This window comes from Actinokineospora guangxiensis, from assembly GCF_042657845.1.
GTDB lineage: Bacteria > Actinomycetota > Actinomycetes > Mycobacteriales > Pseudonocardiaceae > Actinokineospora > Actinokineospora guangxiensis.
Genome location: NZ_JBHSKF010000018.1, coordinates 106,108 through 124,752 on the forward strand (window position 1 = coordinate 106,108; position 18,645 = coordinate 124,752).

Annotated in this window: 16 protein-coding genes, 1 tRNA gene and 1 other RNA gene; 8 read left to right on the plus strand and 10 right to left on the minus strand. The window is 74.0% G+C overall.

Translation table 11 applies throughout. From position 1 onward, the window contains the following. On the minus strand, positions 1-702 hold the full coding sequence (locus ACFPM7_RS27100) for a DUF8017 domain-containing protein (RefSeq protein WP_378250626.1): 702 nt from the start codon (positions 700-702) through the stop codon (positions 1-3). Between the two features lie 386 nt (positions 703-1,088). Between ACFPM7_RS27100 and ACFPM7_RS27105 the strand changes: the two genes are divergently transcribed. From ACFPM7_RS27105 to ACFPM7_RS27120, 4 genes are all read left to right on the plus strand, one after another. Further along, entirely contained in the window at positions 1,089-2,273 is a 1,185-nt protein-coding gene (locus ACFPM7_RS27105; protein WP_378250627.1) for a thioester domain-containing protein, read from the plus strand. A 98-nt stretch (positions 2,274-2,371) separates the two neighbouring features. Next, on the plus strand, positions 2,372-4,261 hold the full coding sequence (locus ACFPM7_RS27110) for an FUSC family protein (RefSeq protein WP_378250628.1): 1,890 nt from the start codon (positions 2,372-2,374) through the stop codon (positions 4,259-4,261). 93 nt (positions 4,262-4,354) lie between these two features. Continuing rightward, complete coding sequence (locus ACFPM7_RS27115; protein ID WP_378250629.1) at positions 4,355-4,612, plus strand: antitoxin; 258 nt, start codon at positions 4,355-4,357, stop codon at positions 4,610-4,612. Beyond that, positions 4,609-5,241: a putative glycolipid-binding domain-containing protein gene (locus ACFPM7_RS27120; protein WP_378250630.1), complete on the plus strand. Its 633-nt coding sequence runs from the start codon at positions 4,609-4,611 to the stop codon at positions 5,239-5,241. The genes ACFPM7_RS27115 and ACFPM7_RS27120 overlap by 4 nt, the downstream gene beginning before the upstream one ends. 19 nt (positions 5,242-5,260) lie before the next feature. Here the strand turns inward: ACFPM7_RS27120 and ACFPM7_RS27125 are convergent, their stop codons facing one another. Both ACFPM7_RS27125 and ACFPM7_RS27130 read right to left on the minus strand, forming a co-directional pair. Beyond that, complete coding sequence (locus ACFPM7_RS27125) at positions 5,261-7,198, minus strand: phage tail protein (RefSeq protein WP_378250631.1); 1,938 nt, start codon at positions 7,196-7,198, stop codon at positions 5,261-5,263. Positions 7,199-7,265: 67 nt separating this feature from the next. Further along, positions 7,266-8,231, minus strand: coding sequence for a prephenate dehydrogenase (locus ACFPM7_RS27130; RefSeq protein ID WP_378250632.1), 966 nt, complete (start codon positions 8,229-8,231; stop codon positions 7,266-7,268). A gap of 62 nt (positions 8,232-8,293) precedes the next feature. Here ACFPM7_RS27130 and ACFPM7_RS27135 point away from each other — a divergent pair, with 62 nt between their 5' ends. Continuing rightward, positions 8,294-9,277: an LLM class flavin-dependent oxidoreductase gene (locus ACFPM7_RS27135; RefSeq protein WP_378250633.1), complete on the plus strand. Its 984-nt coding sequence runs from the start codon at positions 8,294-8,296 to the stop codon at positions 9,275-9,277. 11 nt (positions 9,278-9,288) lie between these two features. On the opposite strand, the gene ffs is transcribed toward ACFPM7_RS27135, so the two are convergent. From ffs to ACFPM7_RS27155, 4 genes are all read right to left on the minus strand, one after another. Next, positions 9,289-9,383: signal recognition particle sRNA small type (gene ffs, locus ACFPM7_RS27140), an RNA gene on the minus strand. An 18-nt stretch (positions 9,384-9,401) separates the two neighbouring features. Continuing rightward, positions 9,402-10,781, minus strand: a complete 1,380-nt coding sequence (locus ACFPM7_RS27145; RefSeq protein WP_378250634.1) for a glycoside hydrolase family 10 protein — start codon at positions 10,779-10,781, stop codon at positions 9,402-9,404. A 226-nt stretch (positions 10,782-11,007) separates the two neighbouring features. After that, positions 11,008-11,745: a lysophospholipid acyltransferase family protein gene (locus tag ACFPM7_RS27150; RefSeq protein WP_378250635.1), complete on the minus strand. Its 738-nt coding sequence runs from the start codon at positions 11,743-11,745 to the stop codon at positions 11,008-11,010. A gap of 112 nt (positions 11,746-11,857) precedes the next feature. After that, positions 11,858-12,766 carry an esterase/lipase family protein gene (locus ACFPM7_RS27155; RefSeq protein WP_378250636.1) on the minus strand — a complete coding sequence of 303 codons (909 nt, stop codon included), beginning with the start codon at positions 12,764-12,766 and terminating at the stop codon, positions 11,858-11,860. A gap of 94 nt (positions 12,767-12,860) precedes the next feature. On the opposite strand from ACFPM7_RS27155, the gene ACFPM7_RS27160 reads away from it, so the two are divergent. Continuing rightward, entirely contained in the window at positions 12,861-14,057 is a 1,197-nt protein-coding gene (locus ACFPM7_RS27160; protein ID WP_378250637.1) for a PucR family transcriptional regulator, read from the plus strand. Positions 14,058-14,130: 73 nt separating this feature from the next. Continuing rightward, the gene (locus ACFPM7_RS27165) at positions 14,131-14,616 is read left to right on the plus strand and encodes an SRPBCC family protein (protein WP_378250638.1); all 486 of its coding nucleotides are present in this window, start codon (positions 14,131-14,133) and stop codon (positions 14,614-14,616) included. A gap of 13 nt (positions 14,617-14,629) precedes the next feature. On the opposite strand, the gene ACFPM7_RS27170 is transcribed toward ACFPM7_RS27165, so the two are convergent. Beyond that, the gene (locus ACFPM7_RS27170; protein ID WP_378250639.1) at positions 14,630-15,763 is read right to left on the minus strand and encodes a cell wall-binding repeat-containing protein; all 1,134 of its coding nucleotides are present in this window, start codon (positions 15,761-15,763) and stop codon (positions 14,630-14,632) included. 106 nt (positions 15,764-15,869) lie between these two features. Then, on the minus strand, positions 15,870-17,162 hold the full coding sequence (locus ACFPM7_RS27175; protein WP_378250640.1) for a cell wall-binding repeat-containing protein: 1,293 nt from the start codon (positions 17,160-17,162) through the stop codon (positions 15,870-15,872). A 194-nt stretch (positions 17,163-17,356) separates the two neighbouring features. Here ACFPM7_RS27175 and ACFPM7_RS27180 point away from each other — a divergent pair. Then, positions 17,357-17,446: transfer RNA gene (locus ACFPM7_RS27180), tRNA-Ser, on the plus strand. Positions 17,447-17,485: 39 nt separating this feature from the next. Here the strand turns inward: ACFPM7_RS27180 and ACFPM7_RS27185 are convergent. Next, the gene (locus ACFPM7_RS27185) at positions 17,486-18,634 is read right to left on the minus strand and encodes a DUF2786 domain-containing protein (protein WP_378250641.1); all 1,149 of its coding nucleotides are present in this window, start codon (positions 18,632-18,634) and stop codon (positions 17,486-17,488) included. Positions 18,635-18,645 lie beyond the last annotated feature (11 nt).

Here is an 18,645-nt window from a genome sequence, read left to right on the forward strand (position 1 = left end):
CTACTTGATCCGCACGCCTGCGATGACCTCGCGCAGGTCCTGCTGCGACGGTGGGGCGGGCTCGGTGGGCCCGCCCCGCACGTCGGCGACGATCACCAGCAGGGCGACCCCGCGCTTGCCGGTCCCCGCGCCGTTGTCGAGGTCGACGGCGAGCACGGTCACGATGCCCGCGGTGGCCAGGCACTCCGGGTCCTGGCCGGTGACGGCGACCGGCGCGACGACCAGGACGGCCGCGCGCCCGGCCACCTCGGCCTCGCCCGCCTGGGGCTCGCCCGCTTCGCCGCCCGCGAAGTAGCGGGCACCGAACTCGGCGGCGAACTTCTCCGCGGTGGCCTTGGGGTCGAGGTCCTCCTCGCCGGTGCTCTGCACGGCGGCGCTGACGGCGAAGGCCCGGCTGTAGCGCTCGCCGCCGCACTCGTACTGCGCGAAGGTGGCGGCCCCGGCGAACTCGACGCCGAGCACCTCCGTCCGCGCGGCCGGGTCGGGCGCCCAGGTGCGCGGCACGCGGTAGGTCAGCGGCGCGTCGGGGTTGGCGATCTCGACGGAATCGGGGTCCGGCGCGCCCGTGGTGGTCGGCGCGGCCCCGGTCGTGGTCGTCGTGGTGGCCGGTTGGCCGGACGTCGTGGGCTGTCCGGGCGCGGGAACTGCCTCCCCTTTGACGGCACCACCGCCGCCGCCATAGAGGACGGAAATGGCGATCACGGCCGCGACCACCGCGACTATGGTCGCGATGCTCAGGGCGGCGGGAAGCCGGGACGGCCTTTCCGTCACGGTTCGGTCTCGATCCCGCGCGTCCGCTTCTTGGTGCCAGGCGGGCGGTTCCGGCTCCTGCTGCCAGGGGTCCACCCGCGCACCCTATCCGGACAGACGCAGGTCGGCGGGGTGTGGCGCAAAGTGCACCCCTGATGTCTTGTAGTCCGAATGAGTGACCATCGAGATCGTATTCTGTGCAAAGCCTCCCCCCAGGAACCCGCGATTTCTTCGCTCAGTAGAGTGCGCCATCGCCAGATTGGCTGATCATTCCCCTATCGGGTGAGTTGATCACAAAGGCGGGTCGATCGGCGTTCCGAGCACCGAGAGGACAGTTCATGGGCAAGCTGGGTCGGGTCGGAGCCGCGTTCGCGGTCACCGCGGTCCTCGTTGGCACCGCCGCGCTCCCCGCGGCCGCCGAAGCCGCCCGCGGGCGGCTGACCGGCGCCAAGGACGAGGGTGTCGGCGTGCGGATGGTCGGCAGCGACAAGACCTACCAGGCGTCGCTGCTGCACCTGAAGCTCGACAGCGGCGCGCTGCTGAAGGTCTACTGCGTCGAGATCAAGGTCGGCGCGACCGAGAAGCGCGACATGGTCGAGAACCCGTGGGACGAGTACCCGAACGCGGAGTCCCCGTTCCACCAGAACCGCGGCAAGATCAACTGGGTGCTGCACAACGGCTTCCCGTTCAAGTCCCTCGCCGACCTCAACGCCCTTGAGCTGGGCTACGCCGCCGACGGCCTGGAGCAGCACGAGGCGATCTCGGCCACCCAGGCCGCGATCTGGCACTTCAGCGACGGCGTGAACCTCAACCAGGACAACGCCTCCGACCGCGAGGACGCCAACCAGGACATCAAGGCGCTCTACAACCACCTGGTGAAGAACGCCCAGGACCTGGCCGAGCAGCCCAAGCCCGTCCTGGAGATCAACCCCGCCGAGGTCACCGGCGAGTCCGGCGGCCTGCTCGGGCCGTTCACCGTCAAGACCAACGGCAAGATCACCGAGGTCGTCGCCGAGCTGCCCGAGGGCGTCGAGCTGGTCGACGAGAACAAGAAGGCCCTCTCCGCCGAGGAGATCGCCGACGGCACCAAGCTGTTCCTGAACGTCGCCGCGGGCACCGAGCCCGCCACCGTCGAGTTCGCCCTGCGCACCGTGGCGAAGGTGGACATCGGCCGCCTGTTCGTGGTCGACGGCTACCACGACAACGGCAAGCACCAGGGCCCGGCCCAGTCGCTGATCGTCGCCGAGTCGAACGAGACCAAGGCCGAGGCGGGCGCCAAGGGCACCTGGACCACGCCGGTGACCACCCCGCCGGTCACCACGACCACCACCGCGCCGCCGGTCGAGACCACGACGACCACCGCCCCGGTGCCGACCACGCCGCCCGCCACCACGCCCCCGGCCCCCGGTGACGACCTGCCCGACACCGGCGCCAACATCCTGGTCCCCGTCCTCGTGGGCCTCGGCCTGCTGGGCGCGGGCGCGGGCGCGCTGATCTGGCAGCGCCGCCGCAAGACCGCCTAACACCGCTCCGAACCACCGACATCCCCGCCCCGGGACTTTCCCGGGGCGGGGATGTCGCGTTCGGCGGCCCCGCGGCGCCGGTGTCCTACGGTTCACCCGTGACCGACGTGCCCGCACCGCACTGGCTCAGGGAGCTGCTGAGCCAGAACCCGGTCCCGATCCCCTACAAGCGCGCCGCGCGCTCGGCGCTCGCGCTCGCCGGGCCCATCGCCGTCGGTCTGGCCCTCGGCCGCGGCGACATCGGCATGCTGGTCTCGATCGGCGCGCTGTGCGTCACCTTCGCCGACACCGACGGGCCCTACGCCCAGCGCGCCGAGCGGATGGGCCTGGCCGCGCTGCTGGGCACCGCGGGCTACTGCGTCGGCACGCTCGTGCACCCCGGCTGGCTGGTGCTCGTCGCGGCCCTCTCGGCGTTCATCAGCGCCACCGGCAGCACCGTCTCCATGGCCGGGCTCCAGATGCTCGTGTTCGCGTGCGTGGGCACCGGGCAGACCGCCGAGCCCTGGCTGGCCACGGTCTGCTTCGCCGGGGGCGCGCTGCTGGCCGTCGTGCTCGCGCTGGCGGCCTGGCCGGTGCGGGGGGCCGCGGTCGAGCGGGCGGCCGTCGCCGAGGTCTACGAGGACCTGGCGGCGATGCTGGCCGCCAGCGGCAGCGACCAGGCCCGCGAGGCCCGGCGCAGGCTCACCGCGTCGATGAACCGGGCCTACGACGCGCTGTTGCAGGCCCGCTCGCGCCTGGCGGGCCGCGACTGGTCCTACCGCAGGCTGTTCGTGGTGCTCACCGAGACCACGCCGGTCGTGGAGGCCGCCGTCGCGCTGGTCAACGCGGGCAGGCCCGCACCGCCCGCCACGGTCACCTACCTGTTCGACGCCGCGCTGCGCATCCGGCTGCGCTCCCCGCTGGCCGAGGTGCCCGAACCGCCGGAGGACGCGGGCCCCGCGCTGCGGCAGATGCACGCCGCGCTGCGCTCGGTCGCCGACTTCCGGCAGGGGGTCTCCAGCACCGACCGCCGCGAGGACGAGCCGCCGCTGGGGCAGCGGCTGCGCGGGTGGTGGGACGAGGTGGCCCTCGGCGCGCTCACCTGGGGGCACGTGGCGCGGCTGGCGTTCTGCGTCGGCTTGGCGGTGCTCGCGGGCGAACTGCTGGACCTGGAGCAGCCCTACTGGGTGGCGCTGACCGTCGCGATCGTCCTCAAACCGGACTTCGGATCGGTGTTCGGCCGGGCCGTGCTGCGCGGGCTCGGCACCGCGGCGGGCGTGCTGCTCGGCGCGGCCGTGCTCGCCGTCGACCCCCGGCCGTGGCTGCTGGTGGTGCTGGTCGCCGCGGTGGCGCTGCTCGTGCCGATCGGGCAGGTGCGCAACTACGGCATGCTCAGCACCTTCGTCACCCCGCTGGTCATCATCCAGCTGGACCTGGCCAACGCGGGCGACTGGTCGCTGGTCGGCGTGCGCCTGCTGGACACCGCCATCGGCTGCGCCATCGTCCTGGTGTTCGGCTTCGCGCTGTGGCCCGGCGCGCGCGGGCCCAGGGTCGGCGCCGAGCTGGCCGACACCATCGACCTGCTCGCCGACTACCTCGCCGACGCGCTCGGCCCCGCGCCCGACCGCCGCTCGGATCTGCGCAGGTCGGCCTACCGCGCGCTCACCGACCTGCGCACCTCGTTCCAGCGCTCGCTGGTCGAGCCCTTCCGCGCGGGCAGGCAGGCCGCCGCGTGGTGGCCGGTCATCATGACCATGGAACGGCTCACCGACGCGATCACCGGCGCCGTGCTGGCCCAGGCCAGGGTCGGCCCGGCGACCGCCGAGGACGTCGCCGCGCTCGCCGCCGCCGTCCGCGACACCGCGGGCGCCGTGCGCGCCGGACGGGCCCCGCGGGAACTCGCCCTGCCCGCCGACGCGCCGCTCGAACGGGTGTCGGCCGAGGTCGCGGCGGTGCGCGGGGTGCTGCGCGGGCCCGGCCTGTCCGACTCGCGCGCGGCGGGCGAGTGAGGAATGGTGCACTCGGCCGTGATCGCGGCTGTGGGAGGCGAGATCCGTTGGGTACCCTGCCCAGGGGTTCGCCGGAGTGCGGAGGAGTTATCGATGGGCATTGACTTCAACGAGCTGAAGAAGAAGGCCGAAGGCATCGTCGAGCAGCACGGCGACAAGATCGAGGACGGCGTCGAGAAGGCGGGCGAGTTCGTCAAGGGCAAGTTCGGCCACGCGGACAAGGTCGACCAGGTCGTCGACAAGATCCAGGACATGATCCCGGACAAGCCGCAGCCGGGCGTCCAGCCGCAGGCGACCCCCGAGACCCAGCCCGGCGCGCAGCCGGGCACACAGCCGGGCAACCAGGCGTGACCTCCGACCCCGTCGCGGTGGAACGGGCGGCCGAGGCCGCCCGTTCCCGCAAACCCGCCGTCCACACCTGGCAGGGCACCGACCCCGCCCGGCTGGAATCCGTGCGCGTGCTGGTCAACGAGACCCGCTTCCGGGCCTCCGGCAGGCTCATCGCCGTCGCCGACCCGCAGGTCGGCAGCGAGCCCTACAGCGTCTCCTTCGAGGCAGGGTTCGACTCGGTGGCCAAGGAAGGCCACGTGCTGCTGCGCACCACCACCGCCGAGGACGAGCGCCAAGTGGCCATCAACCGCAGCGAGGAGGGCGTCTGGCTGGTCGACCGCGGCGACGACTCCGAGCGCGCGAACTTCGACGGCGCGGTCGTGGTCGACGTCGTCGGCGGGGTCACCTTCACCTCGCTGGCGGTGCGCCACCTCGACCTGCACCGGGTCGCGGGCGAGCACGAGATCCCGGTCGTGTCGGTGTCGCTGCCCGACCTGGCCATCACCCTCGTCCGGCACACCTACCGCACCGTCGACCTGCACGACGAGGGCGCGACGATCGAGCTGACCAGGGGCGGGGCCACCCTGACGCTGCGGGTGGACCGCGACGGCGTGGTCGTGGACTTCCCCGGCGTGGTGACCAAGCTCTAGTCCGGCTCCAGCCGGGGCCCTACTCCAGCACGAACGGCGCGTAGGCCACGGCGAAGGCCGAGCGGGTGTCCACGCCGACCGCGCGCACCTCGACGCTGTGCCTGCCCGGCGGCAGCCCTGAGGTGTCGATCGCGATCCGCCAGGTGCCGCCGACGCCGGGCCCGTCCACGACCGTGGGGATGCCCGCGAGCTTGGTGCGGTCCAGCCGCACCTCCAGGCCCGCCAGCCCGGCCAGCTCGCCGCCGAGCTGCTGCCCGCCGAGCGCGTCGGCGCTCAGCTCCAGCACCAGCCGCCCGCGCGGGGCCCGGCCGCCCTCGGTCAGCGCCCGGCCCGAGGCGTCCAGCAGGACAGCGCCCGGCCTGGCCAGCGCGGGCCGGGTGCGCTCCTGGGGGCCGGGCAGCTCCTGGTAGACCGGCGGCGGCGGGGCGCCATCGCGCGGGGTCAGCTCCAGGTGCGCCGCCGCGACCCTGGTCTGGGCGCGGCCCTGGTGCGCCGGCCCGTGCACGAGCAGCGGCAGCGTCTTGCCGTCGGCGCGCAGCACCAGCGCGTCGGGGGCCACCTCGGCGGCGACCGGGTAGCGCACGCCGCGGCGCATCGGCTGTCCCGCGACCGCGGGCTTGGCCGGGAAGCGCTTGCCGCCGATCTCCACGCTGAAGGTGTCGGCGGGCTCGGGATCGCCGTTCTGCGGCAGCAGCGTCAGCAGCAGCACGGCCCGCTCGACGCCGGTGACCCTGGCCCCGCCGGACGGGGTCCGCGCGGCCCCGCCCTGGGTGGTCACGACCTGGCCGGGGTCCAGCGGCGGCGCGGGCGCCAGCGGCGGGGTCCGGGTGGGCGCGCCGCGGAACCCGGCGAAGTCCACCGCGGCGCGCACGCCCGTGCGGCCTCCGGCGAGGCCGATGACCGCGGTCGCCTCCCGCCAGTCGGGCACCACGTCGCCCGCGGCCACCACGACGCCGTCGCGCAGCACGCGCACGCCGTCGGCGCGCAGCACGACCTCCCAGCGCACGGTCACCCCGATCGCCGCCGAGGGGACGGGGGACACCGCGGCGCCGCTGCCCCGGCGCGGGGTGCCGGGAGCGACGAGCACCCGCGCCGCGGTGGGCGCGCCCGGCCGGGCGGCCACCCGGACCCGGATCGCGCCCGGCGGCAGCGCCGGGTCCTCGATGGCGACACCGGGGTTGCCCGCCTTGACCGCGCCCGGGTTGGCGCCGATCTGCGCGGCGACGCCCGGGACGAGGTCGATGAGCAGGTCGCCGGTGAGTCCGGGCTGATCGGTGTCGACGACCACGCGGCCCAGCTCGGGGCCGTCGGCCAGGCGCAGCGGCGTCCGGGAGGACAGGGCCACGGGCTCGCTGCCGCACTGGGCGGTGACGACCAGCCTTCGGGCGTCGTCGGCCATGCCGGGGCCCGCCGCTCCGCAGGAGCCGGTGCTGCTGAAGCGCCAGCGGGCCGGGTCCAGCGGGCCGTCGAACTCCTCGGCGAAGGACCAGCCAGCATCGGCCGACGGGGCGGGCGTGCCGACCGCGGCCGCGGCGGGGGAGCGCTCGCCCCGGGTGCCGACGCTGCGCACCTCGACCCCGGTGGGCTGCCCGTCGGCGAGCCCGTCGAGCTGCACAGCGGGCTGGGCGACCAGCCGCGTCCGGTTCTCGCCCCACCGCACCTCGTACCCGGCGGCCTCGGCGACGGGCGGCCAGGTCAGCGCCAGCCTGCCGGGGCCCGCCACGACATCGATGCGGCCGGGCTGCGGCGGGATGCCTGCCGGGGCGGGCACGACGACGCCCTCGCCCGCGTACTCGGCGACCGTGGTCTGCGGCGGTGGCACCGGCCGTGGGCCGCTGTCGGCGCTCTGCGGCTCGCGCAGCACCACCACCGCCGCGCCGATGGCCACCAGCGAGGCGGCGGCGATCGCGGCGCGCCGGACCGGGCTGGGCCCGGGCGGGGACGGCGGGAGATCCACCGGGCCAAGGTAAATGCCGTGCGGCTTAGGTCACGGTTTCGTTGCCGAGCCGCAATCTGTGCGGTGCTCAGTCGGGCATTTCGCCGTATGCGGCGCCCGCATCGACACGGGTGATCCGCCCGCCCGCGCCGCCGAGGTCGCGCAGGTCGGCGAGCGCCTCGTCGTCGGCGAGGTCGACGGTGACCGGGCAGGTGGGGTGGGCGCGGTGGGCGTCGAGGCCCGCGCGCCCGGCGTGCCCGGCGGTGACGGTGGCGCGCAGGCCGCCGGTGGAGGCGAGCGCGCCGCGGGCGGCGCCGAGGCGGCCCAGCGCGTCGTCGACGGCGTCGAGCAGCGCCGCCCGGTTGCCCTCGCACATCGCCAGCACCAGCTCGGGGCGGGTGCCCGCCACCCTGGTGCCGTCGGTGAAGCTGCCCGCGGCCAGCGCCATGGCCAGCGGCCCGCCGTCGGCGCCGCAGGCGGCGAGCACGGCGGCCAGCAGGTGCGGCAGGTGCGAGATCCGCGCGACGGCGTCGTCGTGGGCGGCGGCGCTGGTCGGCACGACGTGCGCGCCGCAGTCCAGCGCCAGCTCGGCGACCTCGCGCCACAGCGCGGGGTCGGTGCCGTCGTCGGCGGTGACGACCCAGGCCGCGCCCCGGAACAGCTCGGCGTCGCCGGCCGACCAGCCCGACGCCGAGCGGCCCGCCATCGGGTGCCCGCCGACGAACGGGTTCGGCGCGTGCTGGGCGACGGTCTCGGCGACCGGGCCCTTGACGCTGGTCACGTCGGTGAGCGGGCAGCCGGGGGCCAGCTCGGCGATCTTCCTGACGACCGGCTCGACGGCGGGCAGCGGCACCGCCAGCACGATGAGGGCGTTCTCGTCGGCGGCCTGGCGCAGCGCCGCGTCCAGATCGGCGGTGGCGAACCCGTCCTCGGCGGCCGCCGCGGCGTCGGCGGCCGAGGACGTCGTCCCCCACACCCGCCGCCCGCTCGCCGCCGCCGCCCGCAGCAGCGATCCGCCGATGAGCCCGAGCCCGACCACACACACCGCGCGCATCACTGGATCTTCCCGCACCCGCGCGCGGGAAGGATGCCCGACCCCGTGGCGTTGACCCTGACGTGGCCTCCTTCGACATCCCCCTGTCCGTGCTCGACCTCGCCCCCGTCGCCAGCGGCTCCTCCGAGACCGTGGCGCTGCGCGCCAGCCTGGAGCTGGCCAGGCGGACCGAGGAGCTGGGCTACCACCGCTACTGGGTGGCCGAGCACCACAACATGCCGGGGATCGCCAGTTCCGCGCCCGCGGTGCTGCTGGCGCACATCGCGATGGCCACCTCGACGCTGCGGATCGGCTCGGGTGGCGTGATGCTGCCGAACCACGCGCCGCTGGTCGTCGCCGAGCAGTTCGGGATGCTGGAGGCGCTGCACCCCGGCCGCGTCGACCTGGGCATCGGGCGGGCGCCCGGCACCGACCAGAAGACCGCCCGCGCCCTGCGCCGCACCACCGGCCCGCTGTCGGCCGACGACTTCCCCGACCAGCTGCGCGAGCTGGTCGACTACTTCACCGGCGCAGCCGACATCGTCGCCGTCCCGGCGCGCGGCAACCAGCCCGCGGTGTGGCTGCTGGGCTCCAGCGGCTACAGCGCGCAGGTCGCGGGCCTGCTGGGGCTGCCGTTCGCCTTCGCCCACCACTTCAGCGCCGAGAACACGCTGCCCGCGCTGGCCCTCTACCGGCAGAGCTTCCGGCCGTCGTCGGTGCTGGCGCGGCCCTACGCCATGGTCGCGGCGTCCGTGCTGTGCGCCGACGACGACGCGACCGCCGCCGAGCTGGCCCGGCCGGCCGCCCTGCAGTTCCTCCAGCTGCGCAAGGGCGCGCCGGGCCGGGTCCCCACCCCGGCCGAGACCGCGGCGTACCCGTACACCGACATCGACCGCGCCTTCCTCGACGACCGGATGTCCACCCAGATCATCGGCGCGCCGGACACCGTCCGCGCGGGCATCGCCGAGCTGCTGGAGCGCACGGCCGCGGACGAGCTGATGATCACCACGAACGTGTTCGACCCGAAGGACCGGCTGCGCAGCTACGAGCTGGTCGCGGGCCTCTAGGGCCCGGAGACGAAAGGGGACCCCGCGCACCTGCCAGAGCCCACTTATCCTTGCTGCCTTCCGGCCCTGGGGAGGTTCATGGGATGCGCACCGCGCGGGGTCCGCCTCAAGTGTACCGGGCTCGCTACGCGGTGGCGCAGGTGGCGGTCGGCGTGCCCGGTGTGCCGGAGCCGGTGAAGCCGAACGTGGTGCTCGCGCCGGCGCCCAGCCTGCCGTTGTAGGCCGCGTTGCGGGCGGTGACCGCGCCGGAGGTGGAGGCCGCGGTGGCGTTCCAAATCTGGGTGATCCGCTCGCCGTTGCCGAAGGTCCAGCTGACCGCCCAGCCGGTGATCGCGCTGGAGCCCGCGGTGACCCGAACCTCGGCCTGGAAGCCGCCCTGCCACTGGTTGGTCACCCGGTAGGTGGCCGCACAGGCGCCGGGGACCGGGGGATTGCCGCTGGTGGTGGTCGTGGTTGTGGTGGTCGTGGTGGTGGGCGGCGGGACGGTGCCGCCCATGCCTGCGACCGAGCCGTCGTAGGCGGACTTCTTCTGGTAGCTCTCGTTCCACAGCAGCGCCGCGCCCTGGCCGGGGAAGACGTCGGGAATCCAGGAGAACTTGTCGGTGATGCCCCAGATCGTCACGCCCTTGCAGCGGGTGACGGCCCAGCACGCGGCGAAGGACTTCTGGTAGTCGCTCTTCTGGGTGGCCAGCTTCGCGGCGTCCGGCGGCGTCTGCATGCGGATGTCCAGCTCGGTGATCGCCACGTCGAGGCCGAGGTCGGCGAAGCGCTGCAGGTTCTGCTGGAAGTTCGACGGCACCTGGTTGATGATCAGGTGCGCCTGGAAGCCGACGCCGTCGATCGGCACGCCCTGCTGCTTGAACTGGCTGACCAGGTTGTAGATCGCGGTGCTCTTGGAGTTGATCGCGTCGGTGCTGTAGTCGTTGATGTAGAGCTTGGCGCTCGGGTCGGCGGCGCGGGCGGCGCGGAAGGCGTCGGCGATGTAGGAGTCGCCGAGCTTCTGCTGCCAGAAGGACTGCCTGCGCGACCCGTCGTCGTTGAACGCCTCGTTGACGACGTCCCAGTGCGCGATGCGGCCCTTGTAGCGGGTCATGACCGTGGTGATGTGGTCGACCATGGCCTGACGGAGCTGGGTCGTGCTGAGGTTCTGCACCCATTGCGGGGTCTGGCTGTGCCAGACCAGCGTGTGCCCGCGCACCATTTGGCCGTTCGCTTCCGCGCGGCGCATTACCGTGTCGGCATTGGTCCAGTTGTACTGGCCCTGCGAGGGCTGGAGCGCGTCCCACTTCATCGCGTTCTCGGCGGTCACCGAGTTGAATTCGGTGTCGAGAATGGTGCCGTAGCTGCCGTCGTTGACCCGGCCGGGGTCGACGGCGGTGCCGACGTACCGGCCGGACGCCTCGGCGACGCCGCCCAGGCCAGAGGCCGCTGAGCTGGTGCCCGGCGCGGTCACGGCCAGCGTGGCCGCGGCGGCGATGCTGAGCACGCCCGCCCCGACCGCCACGCGCCTGTCGAATAACTTGCGAAGAGCCACAGGTTTCTCCTGTTCCGCACGAACGACATTGTCAGCGGAGCGTGGAGCCGCCCATCGCCCTGGTCGGCTGGTCCCATCCCACAGTTTCGATAACTCTGCTCGAATTGTCGAAACCATCGGGATAATAACGGACTGGGAGCGCTACCGGAAGCGGTCGACAAGCGCGGGCGGGGGGGGCGCGAATGCGGTCGGGCGGTTACTCGGGGGCCCGCCGGTCGGCTTCGGCGGCGGCCTGCGGGGTGGGCGCTGACCCGCCGAGGTGCGCGGGCAGCCACCACCGCTCGGCCTCGGACGCGGGCTGGTCGGGGTAGTCGCGCTGGATGGTGTCGAGCAGGCCGGCCATCGTGGTGCGCAGCTCGCCGGTGAGCTTGTCGACGTCGTCGTCCGGGCCCGGCCGGGTCGGCTCGCCGGTCAGGATCGTGACCGGCACGTGCCGCTGGAGCAGGTCGCGCTTGCGCCCCTTGGTCCAGAGCCGCTGGGTCCCCCACAGCGCCATCGGGATCAGCGGCACCCCGGCCTCGGCGGCCATCCGCACCGCGCCGGACTTGATCTCCTTGACGGTGAACGACCGGCTGATCGTGGCCTCGGGGAACACCCCGACGATCTCGCCCGCCCGCAGCGCGTCCAGCGCCGCCTGGTAGGACTGCGCCCCCGCCGCCCGGTCGACGGAGATGTGGTGCATGCCCCGCATGAGCGGACCGGCGATCCGGTTGTCGAAGATCTGCCGCTTGGCCATGAACCGCACCAGGCGCTTGGCGGGCTGCGCGCCGAAACCGCAGAACATGAAGTCCAGGTAGCTGACGTGGTTGCAGGCGATCACCGCGCCCCCGGTGGCGGGGATGTTCTCCGCGCCGCGCACGTCGAGCTTGAGGTCCAGGAGGCGGAACGCGGTCTTGGTGGCGAAGACGATGGGCGGGTAGACCAGTTCGGCCACGGGCACTCCACTCGGGTCGGCTGTGTCCGAACTGTCCACCAGGTCATCACCGGGCCGCAACGTGGGGGGCGTCATCACCCCGCCCCGCCACGTCGCGGCGCGTCGCGGCGGGTCAGGACAGGAACGGCGGGTTGAACGCGCAGGGCAGCGGCTTGGCCTCGGCAGGGGTGAGGGCGTTGAGCATCATCTGCGCGGCGCGCCTGCTGGAGACGATGGAGATGTGGTCGCTGAGGTCCTGGGCGCAGCCGGTGTTGACCCGGACGTTCTCCGCGCCGGGGAGGGTGCCGCTGGAGTTGGGCAGGACCACCTGCTCCAGCGCGCCCTGCACGTTGACGTAGCGGACGCCGGGCACGGCCGCCGACCCGCCCGCGTTGAGGTCCTTCATGAACGCCGAGCCGGGGTAGAAGTCCTTGCGCGCGGCGCAGACGCTTGTCAGCACGGCGCTGAGCAGCGGGGGCAGGTTGTCGGCGAGGAAGGTCAGGCCGTAGAGGGAGGTGCCCGCGTAGTTGGGGGACAGGCCCACCAGCGTGCCGACCTTGTCCGCGCCGCCGAGGCGCTTGAGGTAGTAGGCGGCGACGGTCGAGCCCTCGGAGTGGCCGACCAGATCGACCTCGGCGGCGCCGGTCTCGGCCAGCACGCGGTCGACGAAGCGGGAGAGGGTGGCGGCGCTCTCCTTCATCGGGCGCATGCCGCCCACCGACGGCAGCCACCACTGCGCGCCGTAGGTCAGGGAGAAGACGCAGTGGCCCGCGTTGGCCAGCACCGGCGACATCGTGGACCAGTTGAGGCCCTGGTTGGCGCCCAGGCCGTGCAGCAGCACCACCGGGCGCGGGTGGGCCGCGTCGGGCTCGCACGACCAGCGGTTGGCGCCGGGCGGGGCCTTGTTCGGGTCGATGGCCGCCGCCGGGTTGGCGAAGAAGCCGCCGACCAGCGAGTACGGCACCGGCAACTCGGCCTGTGCCACGCCCGGCACGGCGACCAGCCCAGCGGCCGCCGCGAGAACCGCAATCCACCGACGCATGTCCCACCATCCTTGTCTTGGTCTCGTTCACATGTTGGCAACGCGACCGATCCAGATGAGCTGGGAGTTGACCCAGTGTTTACCCTGCCTGGTTGTGACCGATCACACCGACGTCCTCGCTGTCGGCGGCATCCCGCTGTCCGGGCTGCTCGCCTCCCGGATGCCCGAGCTGGTGGCCGAGGTGATCAGGGCGGTCCTGGCCGAGGTGGGCATCTACCGGTCGCTGCCCGATGAGGAGATCGGCGGCGAGATCACCGCCGTCGTGGAGGAGAACCTGCGGATGGTGGCCGCGATGCTGCGCGAGCGTCGGATGCCGGACCTGGCCAGGCTGGGGGCCTCCGCGCGGCGGCGGGCCGAGGAGGGGGTGCCGCTGGAGTCGGTGCTCAGCGCCTACCACATCGGCGCGCACACGGCGTGGAAGACGGTGACGGGAGTGGCCGGGCCGGACGACTTCGCGTCCGTGCGGGCCACCACCGACCTGCTGATCGAGTACCTGCGGGCCGTGGTGTCCACGGTGTCCTCGGCCTATGTGGACGAACTGAGAACCCTGTCCGGGCACGAGCAGAGCGAGCGGCACTCGCTGCTGGCGGCGCTGCTGGGCGGGGCGTCGGCCGAGGACGCCGCGCGCCGGGCCGGGGTGCGCCTGCCCGCCGCGTTCACGGTGCTGGTGCTGCACGTCGAGCCGCACCCGGACGAGGAGACCTCCGGTGTCGACCCGGTGGTGGCCGGAAGGCGCAAGGTGCGCAGGATGCGCGCCGAACTCACCAGGCACGGCCGCGCTCTGTCCATGGTGGACACCGCGGGCGGGACGGTGCTGCTGCCCGCGGACACCGGCGACTCCGGGCACTGCCGGGACGCCGAGGACCTGGTGGCGGCGCTGGGCAGGGCGGCGGGGGTGGCGGTGACCGCGGCGGCGGCGCACGCCGGACCCGACGGCGTGGCGGGCGCCGCCGAGCAGGCGCGGGAAGTGCTGGGCGTCGTCCGGCGGACCGGGCGCCCGCCCGGCCTCTACCGGCTGCGCGACGTGCTGCTGGACTACCAGCTCACCAGGGACACCCCGGCCACCCGGGAACTGGCGGGCCTGCTGGCCCCGCTCGACGGCGAGCTGATCCGCACCCTGCGCGCGCACCTGTCCACCGAGCTCAACCGCAGGCGCACCGCCGGTCTGCTGCACGTGCACCCGAACACCGTGGACAACCGGCTGCGCCGGGTCGCCGCCCTCACCGGACTCGACCCGTCGACGCCGTCGCACCTCGCGCTGATCACCGCGGCGCTGGCGCTGACCGGCTAGGCCGGCTTCTCCCACCGTGCGGCACGACGCGCTGGGAGTTGCCGGTGCGGCCTCGGCGGGGGACCGTTGCCGGGTGGACCCGACGATCACCCGCGCCACCCCGGTGGCCGCCGACGCCGACCTGGTCTGGTCGCTGGTCACCGACCTGCCCGGGATGGCGCGGTTCAGCCCGGAGAACGTCGGCGGCGTGTGGCTCGACGGTGGCCCGGCGCTCGGCGCGCGCTTCCGCGGCACCAACCGCAACGGCGAGCGCGAGTGGTGGACGCGGGTGCGGGTGGTGGAGTTCGCCCCGCCCGGCCGCGGCTCGCCGGGCCGCTTCGCCTTCGACGCGCGCACCCCGTTCGGCATGCGGGTCTCGCGCTGGGCCTACGAGGTCACCCCGACCGCCGAGGGCTGCCTGCTGGCCGAGCACTGGTACCGGGTCGGCAACCGGTTCATCCGCACGGTCATGGGACCGCAGGTCACCGGGCAGGCCGACCGGCCCGGATTCAACGCCAAGTCCATCGAGCACACCCTCGCCGCGGTGAAGGCCCACGCCGAGGCGCGGGCCGCCGCCTGAGTGCGTTCGGGAATCAGGACGCCGGGGCCAGCGCCCGCACCGCGGCCTGGGTGACGGCGTCGGAGACCACGCCGGTGCCGCCGAAGACGTCGACGGTCGCGGTGGCCGGGTCGCCGTCCTCGCCGGGGACCTTGCCCGCGACGCCCTGCAGGAACTGCCGGGTCTCGGCGGGCAGGGACGGGCCGGTGAGCAGCAGCGGCTCGCCGTAGAGGGCCAGCTTCGCGGTGCCCGCCAGCGCGTCGGGGAAGGTGTTGCCCGCCGACAGGCCGACGCCCTCGCCGATCAGCGAGCCGTCCTCGGCGACGAAGTACTCCGCGGCGATCAGCGTCGCGGTCTCGTAGCGGTTGCGGCCGACGAAGCGGTGGGTGAGGTTGGCCGCGCCGAAGGCCGACGCGGCGGCCCGGTCGGCCAGGCCGGTGGTCACCAGCGAGCCCTGCCCGCCGAACTGGGCGCGGCGCTGCCGGATGAAGGCGGACGTCGCCGCGGGCATGGTGCCGTTGTTGGTGAACATCAGCGCCCAGGTCTCCCCGCCGCGGTTGAGCATCGCGGCGGCGTTGCCCGCGGCGAGCGCATCGGGGAAGTCCATCCCGGTGGTGACGAAGAACTTGCTGGTGGCAGGCAGTTCCTCGGCGACCTTGATGGCGGTGTCGAACCGGTTGGCCCCGGCGAGCCGCTTGGTCTGGTAGCCCAGCGCCCTGACCTGGCTCTCCACGCCCGCCGACAGCGAACCGGTGCCGCCGAGCAGGTACACGGTCCGGCCGGTGGCCAGCACCCGCTGCAGCTCCAGGCGGACCTCGGGGCGCAGCGTCGTCGGGGTGGTCAGCAGCAGCGGCGCGCCGAGGTGGGCGGCCAGCGGACCGCCCGCGAGCGCGTCGGGGAACTCGTCGCCCCTGGCGAGCACGACGGCGGCGGCCTTGAACTCGGGCTTCTCGTCCGCGCCGTGGTCGGCCCACGTCGTGGCGGAGACGCACATCGCCGTCTGGTAGCGGTCGCTTCCCGGGTAGCGCAGCCACTGCACGGGATCGCCCTTGCCGTCGACCCGGCAGCTGTCGGTCTGCGCCGCCGCGGCACCCGCGCCGGTGAGCAGGGTGCCGATGGCGATGGCGAACGCCGCGAGCGCGGCCGCGCCCCGGGAGCGTCGGGTCATGGTGTGCGTCGTTCCTCTCGGTGGTCGCGAGGGGCGGGCCGAAGCGGCCCGCCCCTCGCGAACGTCTTTCCGTACTGCTGATCGGACCTGGGCCCGATCCGGTTACTCAGCCGCCGAACGCGGTGAACGCCGCGTTGGCAACCGGGGTGGAGATGACCCCGGTGCCGCCGAACAGGTCCAGCCACGCCTGGTCCGGCACGTCGCCGCGGTGGGAGACCAGGAACGAGCGGGTCGTCGTCTGCAGGGTGGTCGGGGTGGTCAGCAGCAGCGGCTGGCCGAAGTTCATCAGCGTGCTGGTGCCCGCCAGCGCGTCGGGGAAGTTCATCCCGTTGGCCAGGCCGACGCCCGCGCCGGTCAGCTCACCGCCGGAGGTGAACAGCTGGTCGGCGATGATCGTCGCGGTGGCGAAGCGGTTGGCGCCGACGTAGGAGTCGATCACCTCGGGGTTGAAGGCCGAGCGCACCGCGCGGTCGCCCTGCGCACCCGCCGTGCTCAGCAGCACGGTGGGGTAGCCGGTGCCCGGCTCGGGGAACTGATTGGCCCGCTCGACGATGAAGTTGGCGGTGGCCGAGGGCATCCTGGCGTTGTTGGTGAACAGCAGCGCGTACGGGCGCCGGTCGTCGGCGGCGTCCGGGTGCCAGGTCGCCCAGCTGGTGTAGGAGGCCGCGAAGGCGCCCGCCGCCAGCGCGTCCGGGTAGTCCATGCCGGTGGTGACGAAGAACAGGTTGGTCGAGCGCATCTCGCGCGCGATGGCGATCGCGGTGTCGAATCGGTTGGCGCCCGCGAGCCGCTTGGTCTGGTACCCGGCCGAGCGCAGCGCGTTGTTGATCGACGAGGACAGCGTCCCGCCCAGCAGGTACACGGTGCCGGAGCCGCCGAGCACGCGGTCGATCTCGGCGCGCACCTCGGCGGGCAGCGCGTTCGAGGGGCTCAGCAGCAGCGGACCGTCGACGTAGCCCGCCAGCGGGCCGCCCGCGAGGGCGTCGGGGAACTCGTCGCCCCTGGCGAGGACGACGGCCTTGGCCTTCATCGCCGACGGGTCGGTGGAGTCGTGGTCGGCCCACGCGCCGAGCGAGCTGCACACCGCGGTCTGGTAGCGGTTCCCGCCCGCGAACCGGGTCATGAGCACCGAGGTGCTCTGCCTCCCGGTCATGCAGGTGGGGTCGACGGCGGCGACGGCGGCCCGGGCGTTGATCTTCTGGATGCGCGCGTCGGCGTACGGGCGGACCGCGGTGGCGAAGTCCTCGGCCGCGCTCGCCTTGGCGATGGCCCGCGGCGTCTCGTCGGCGGCGGCGGGCGCGGCGGCCAGTCCGGCGGTCGCGACGGCGGCGGTCAGCACGGCGATCCCGAGACGCGCGCTCGCGCGCAGGCGGGACCGACGGGTGATGGTGATGTGCACTGGTTCCTTTCCCCAGGTCGATTCACGGGCGATCGAGCAGCCCCCGTCCGCTCGCCCCGTGAAAGCCGGGGCCAGTCTGCAAGACGGGGCGGCCGAAGAGAAGCGGATTCGGAAAATCCAGGCGTTGCCTGGCCGAGTCGTGACCCGCCGACCCGTCGCCGATGGGTGTCGGGGCGTCCGGTAGCCTCTCCGGCGGAGGATTCGCATAGTGGCCTAGTGCGCACGATTGGAAATCGTGTTGGGTGTTAAAGCCCTCGCGGGTTCAAATCCCGCATCCTCCGCCACGAAGGCGCCGGTCGAGCAGACCGGCGCCTTCGCGCGTGTCAGCCCGCGACGCGGCGGCGGGACGGGAGCAGGTCGGCCTGTTCGGCGGCGGCTTGGCCCGCGCCCCAGCCGGTCGGGCTGCTGACGGTGCCGCGGCGGGCGCGCAGGTCGGGGAACAGCGCGGCGCAGGTCTGCTCGACCACGCGGTCGCGGCGGGCCAGCACCGGCAGCGCGCGGGCGTCGGTGGCCGCGGCGGTGGCCAGGGCGAGGCGGCCGCGCACGCGGTGGGCGTACCCGGCGAGGAAAGCGTTGCGGTAGGCGCGGGTGCGGCCGGGGGCCGCGGCCAGCGCCCGGGTCGCCTGCACGCCGAGCGAGCGCGACAGCAGGGCGACCAGCTCCAGGTCCGGCTCGTGGCCGACCAGGACGACGCAGCCGAGCCTCGGGTAGAACACCGCCCGGCAGCGGTTGGCCTCGGCGACCGCGTCGACCAGTTGCGCCTTGGACTGCACGTACGGCTGCTCCAGCCAGATCCGGTCGGCGGCGGCCCGCGGCGGCCCGGTGTCGTCGGCGGCCTCGGCGAAGGCGTGCCGGGCCATCAGCTCCTGCGCCTTGGCCGAGAGCGCCTCGGCTTCCTGCGGGAACGCCGTCGACTCGGCCTTGGCCAGCAGCGCCTTCACCCTGGCGACGACCCGGCCGTCCACAGTGCGCTCGCGGATCGGCCCCGGTCGTCCCGGTGGCGGGAGCAGCGCGGGCAGGGCGGGCAGGGCCGCAAACTCGGCGAGCACGTCGATCAGGCGCTCGACGGCGACCGCCAGCGGCACCCCGGCGCGGTTCGCCCACTGCGGCAGGTGCGGCTCCCCGCGCCGCCACCACACCGGGCCCGCTGCCCGCGCCTGCGCCTGCCACCGCGGGTGCAGGTGTGCCGCGGGGTGGCGGGCGGTGTCGGCGGCGATCGCGTCGGCGGCGAGGTCGGCCAGTGCCTTCGGGATGGCGGCGGTGACGTCGGCCGGGGTCCAGCCGCGGTTCCACAGATCGGCGAGGGCCCTGGTCAGGGCGGCGGTCGCCGCCGCGCCGACCACGGTTGGTCCGTGCTCAGCTAGTGCGGCGGTGTCGGGTGCGCCACCGCGGGCTCTGACCTGGGCGGATTCGGTCAGGCGGGCGGCCAGCAGCGCCGCGGAGACCCGGTCCGCTCGATCATGTGTTCGCATGCGGACATCAT

Coding starts and splice junctions, on each gene's coding strand:
- ACFPM7_RS27185 (WP_378250641.1), bottom strand. CDS start 18,634: ATGCGAACACATGATCGAGCGGACCGGGTCTCCGCGGCGCTGCTGGCC.
- ACFPM7_RS27170 (WP_378250639.1), bottom strand. CDS start 15,763: ATGACCCGACGCTCCCGGGGCGCGGCCGCGCTCGCGGCGTTCGCCATC.
- ACFPM7_RS27130 (WP_378250632.1), bottom strand. CDS start 8,231: ATGCGCGCGGTGTGTGTGGTCGGGCTCGGGCTCATCGGCGGATCGCTG.
- ACFPM7_RS27115 (WP_378250629.1), top strand. CDS start 4,355: ATGGGCATTGACTTCAACGAGCTGAAGAAGAAGGCCGAAGGCATCGTC.
- ACFPM7_RS27155 (WP_378250636.1), bottom strand. CDS start 12,766: ATGCGTCGGTGGATTGCGGTTCTCGCGGCGGCCGCTGGGCTGGTCGCC.
- ACFPM7_RS27105 (WP_378250627.1), top strand. CDS start 1,089: ATGGGCAAGCTGGGTCGGGTCGGAGCCGCGTTCGCGGTCACCGCGGTC.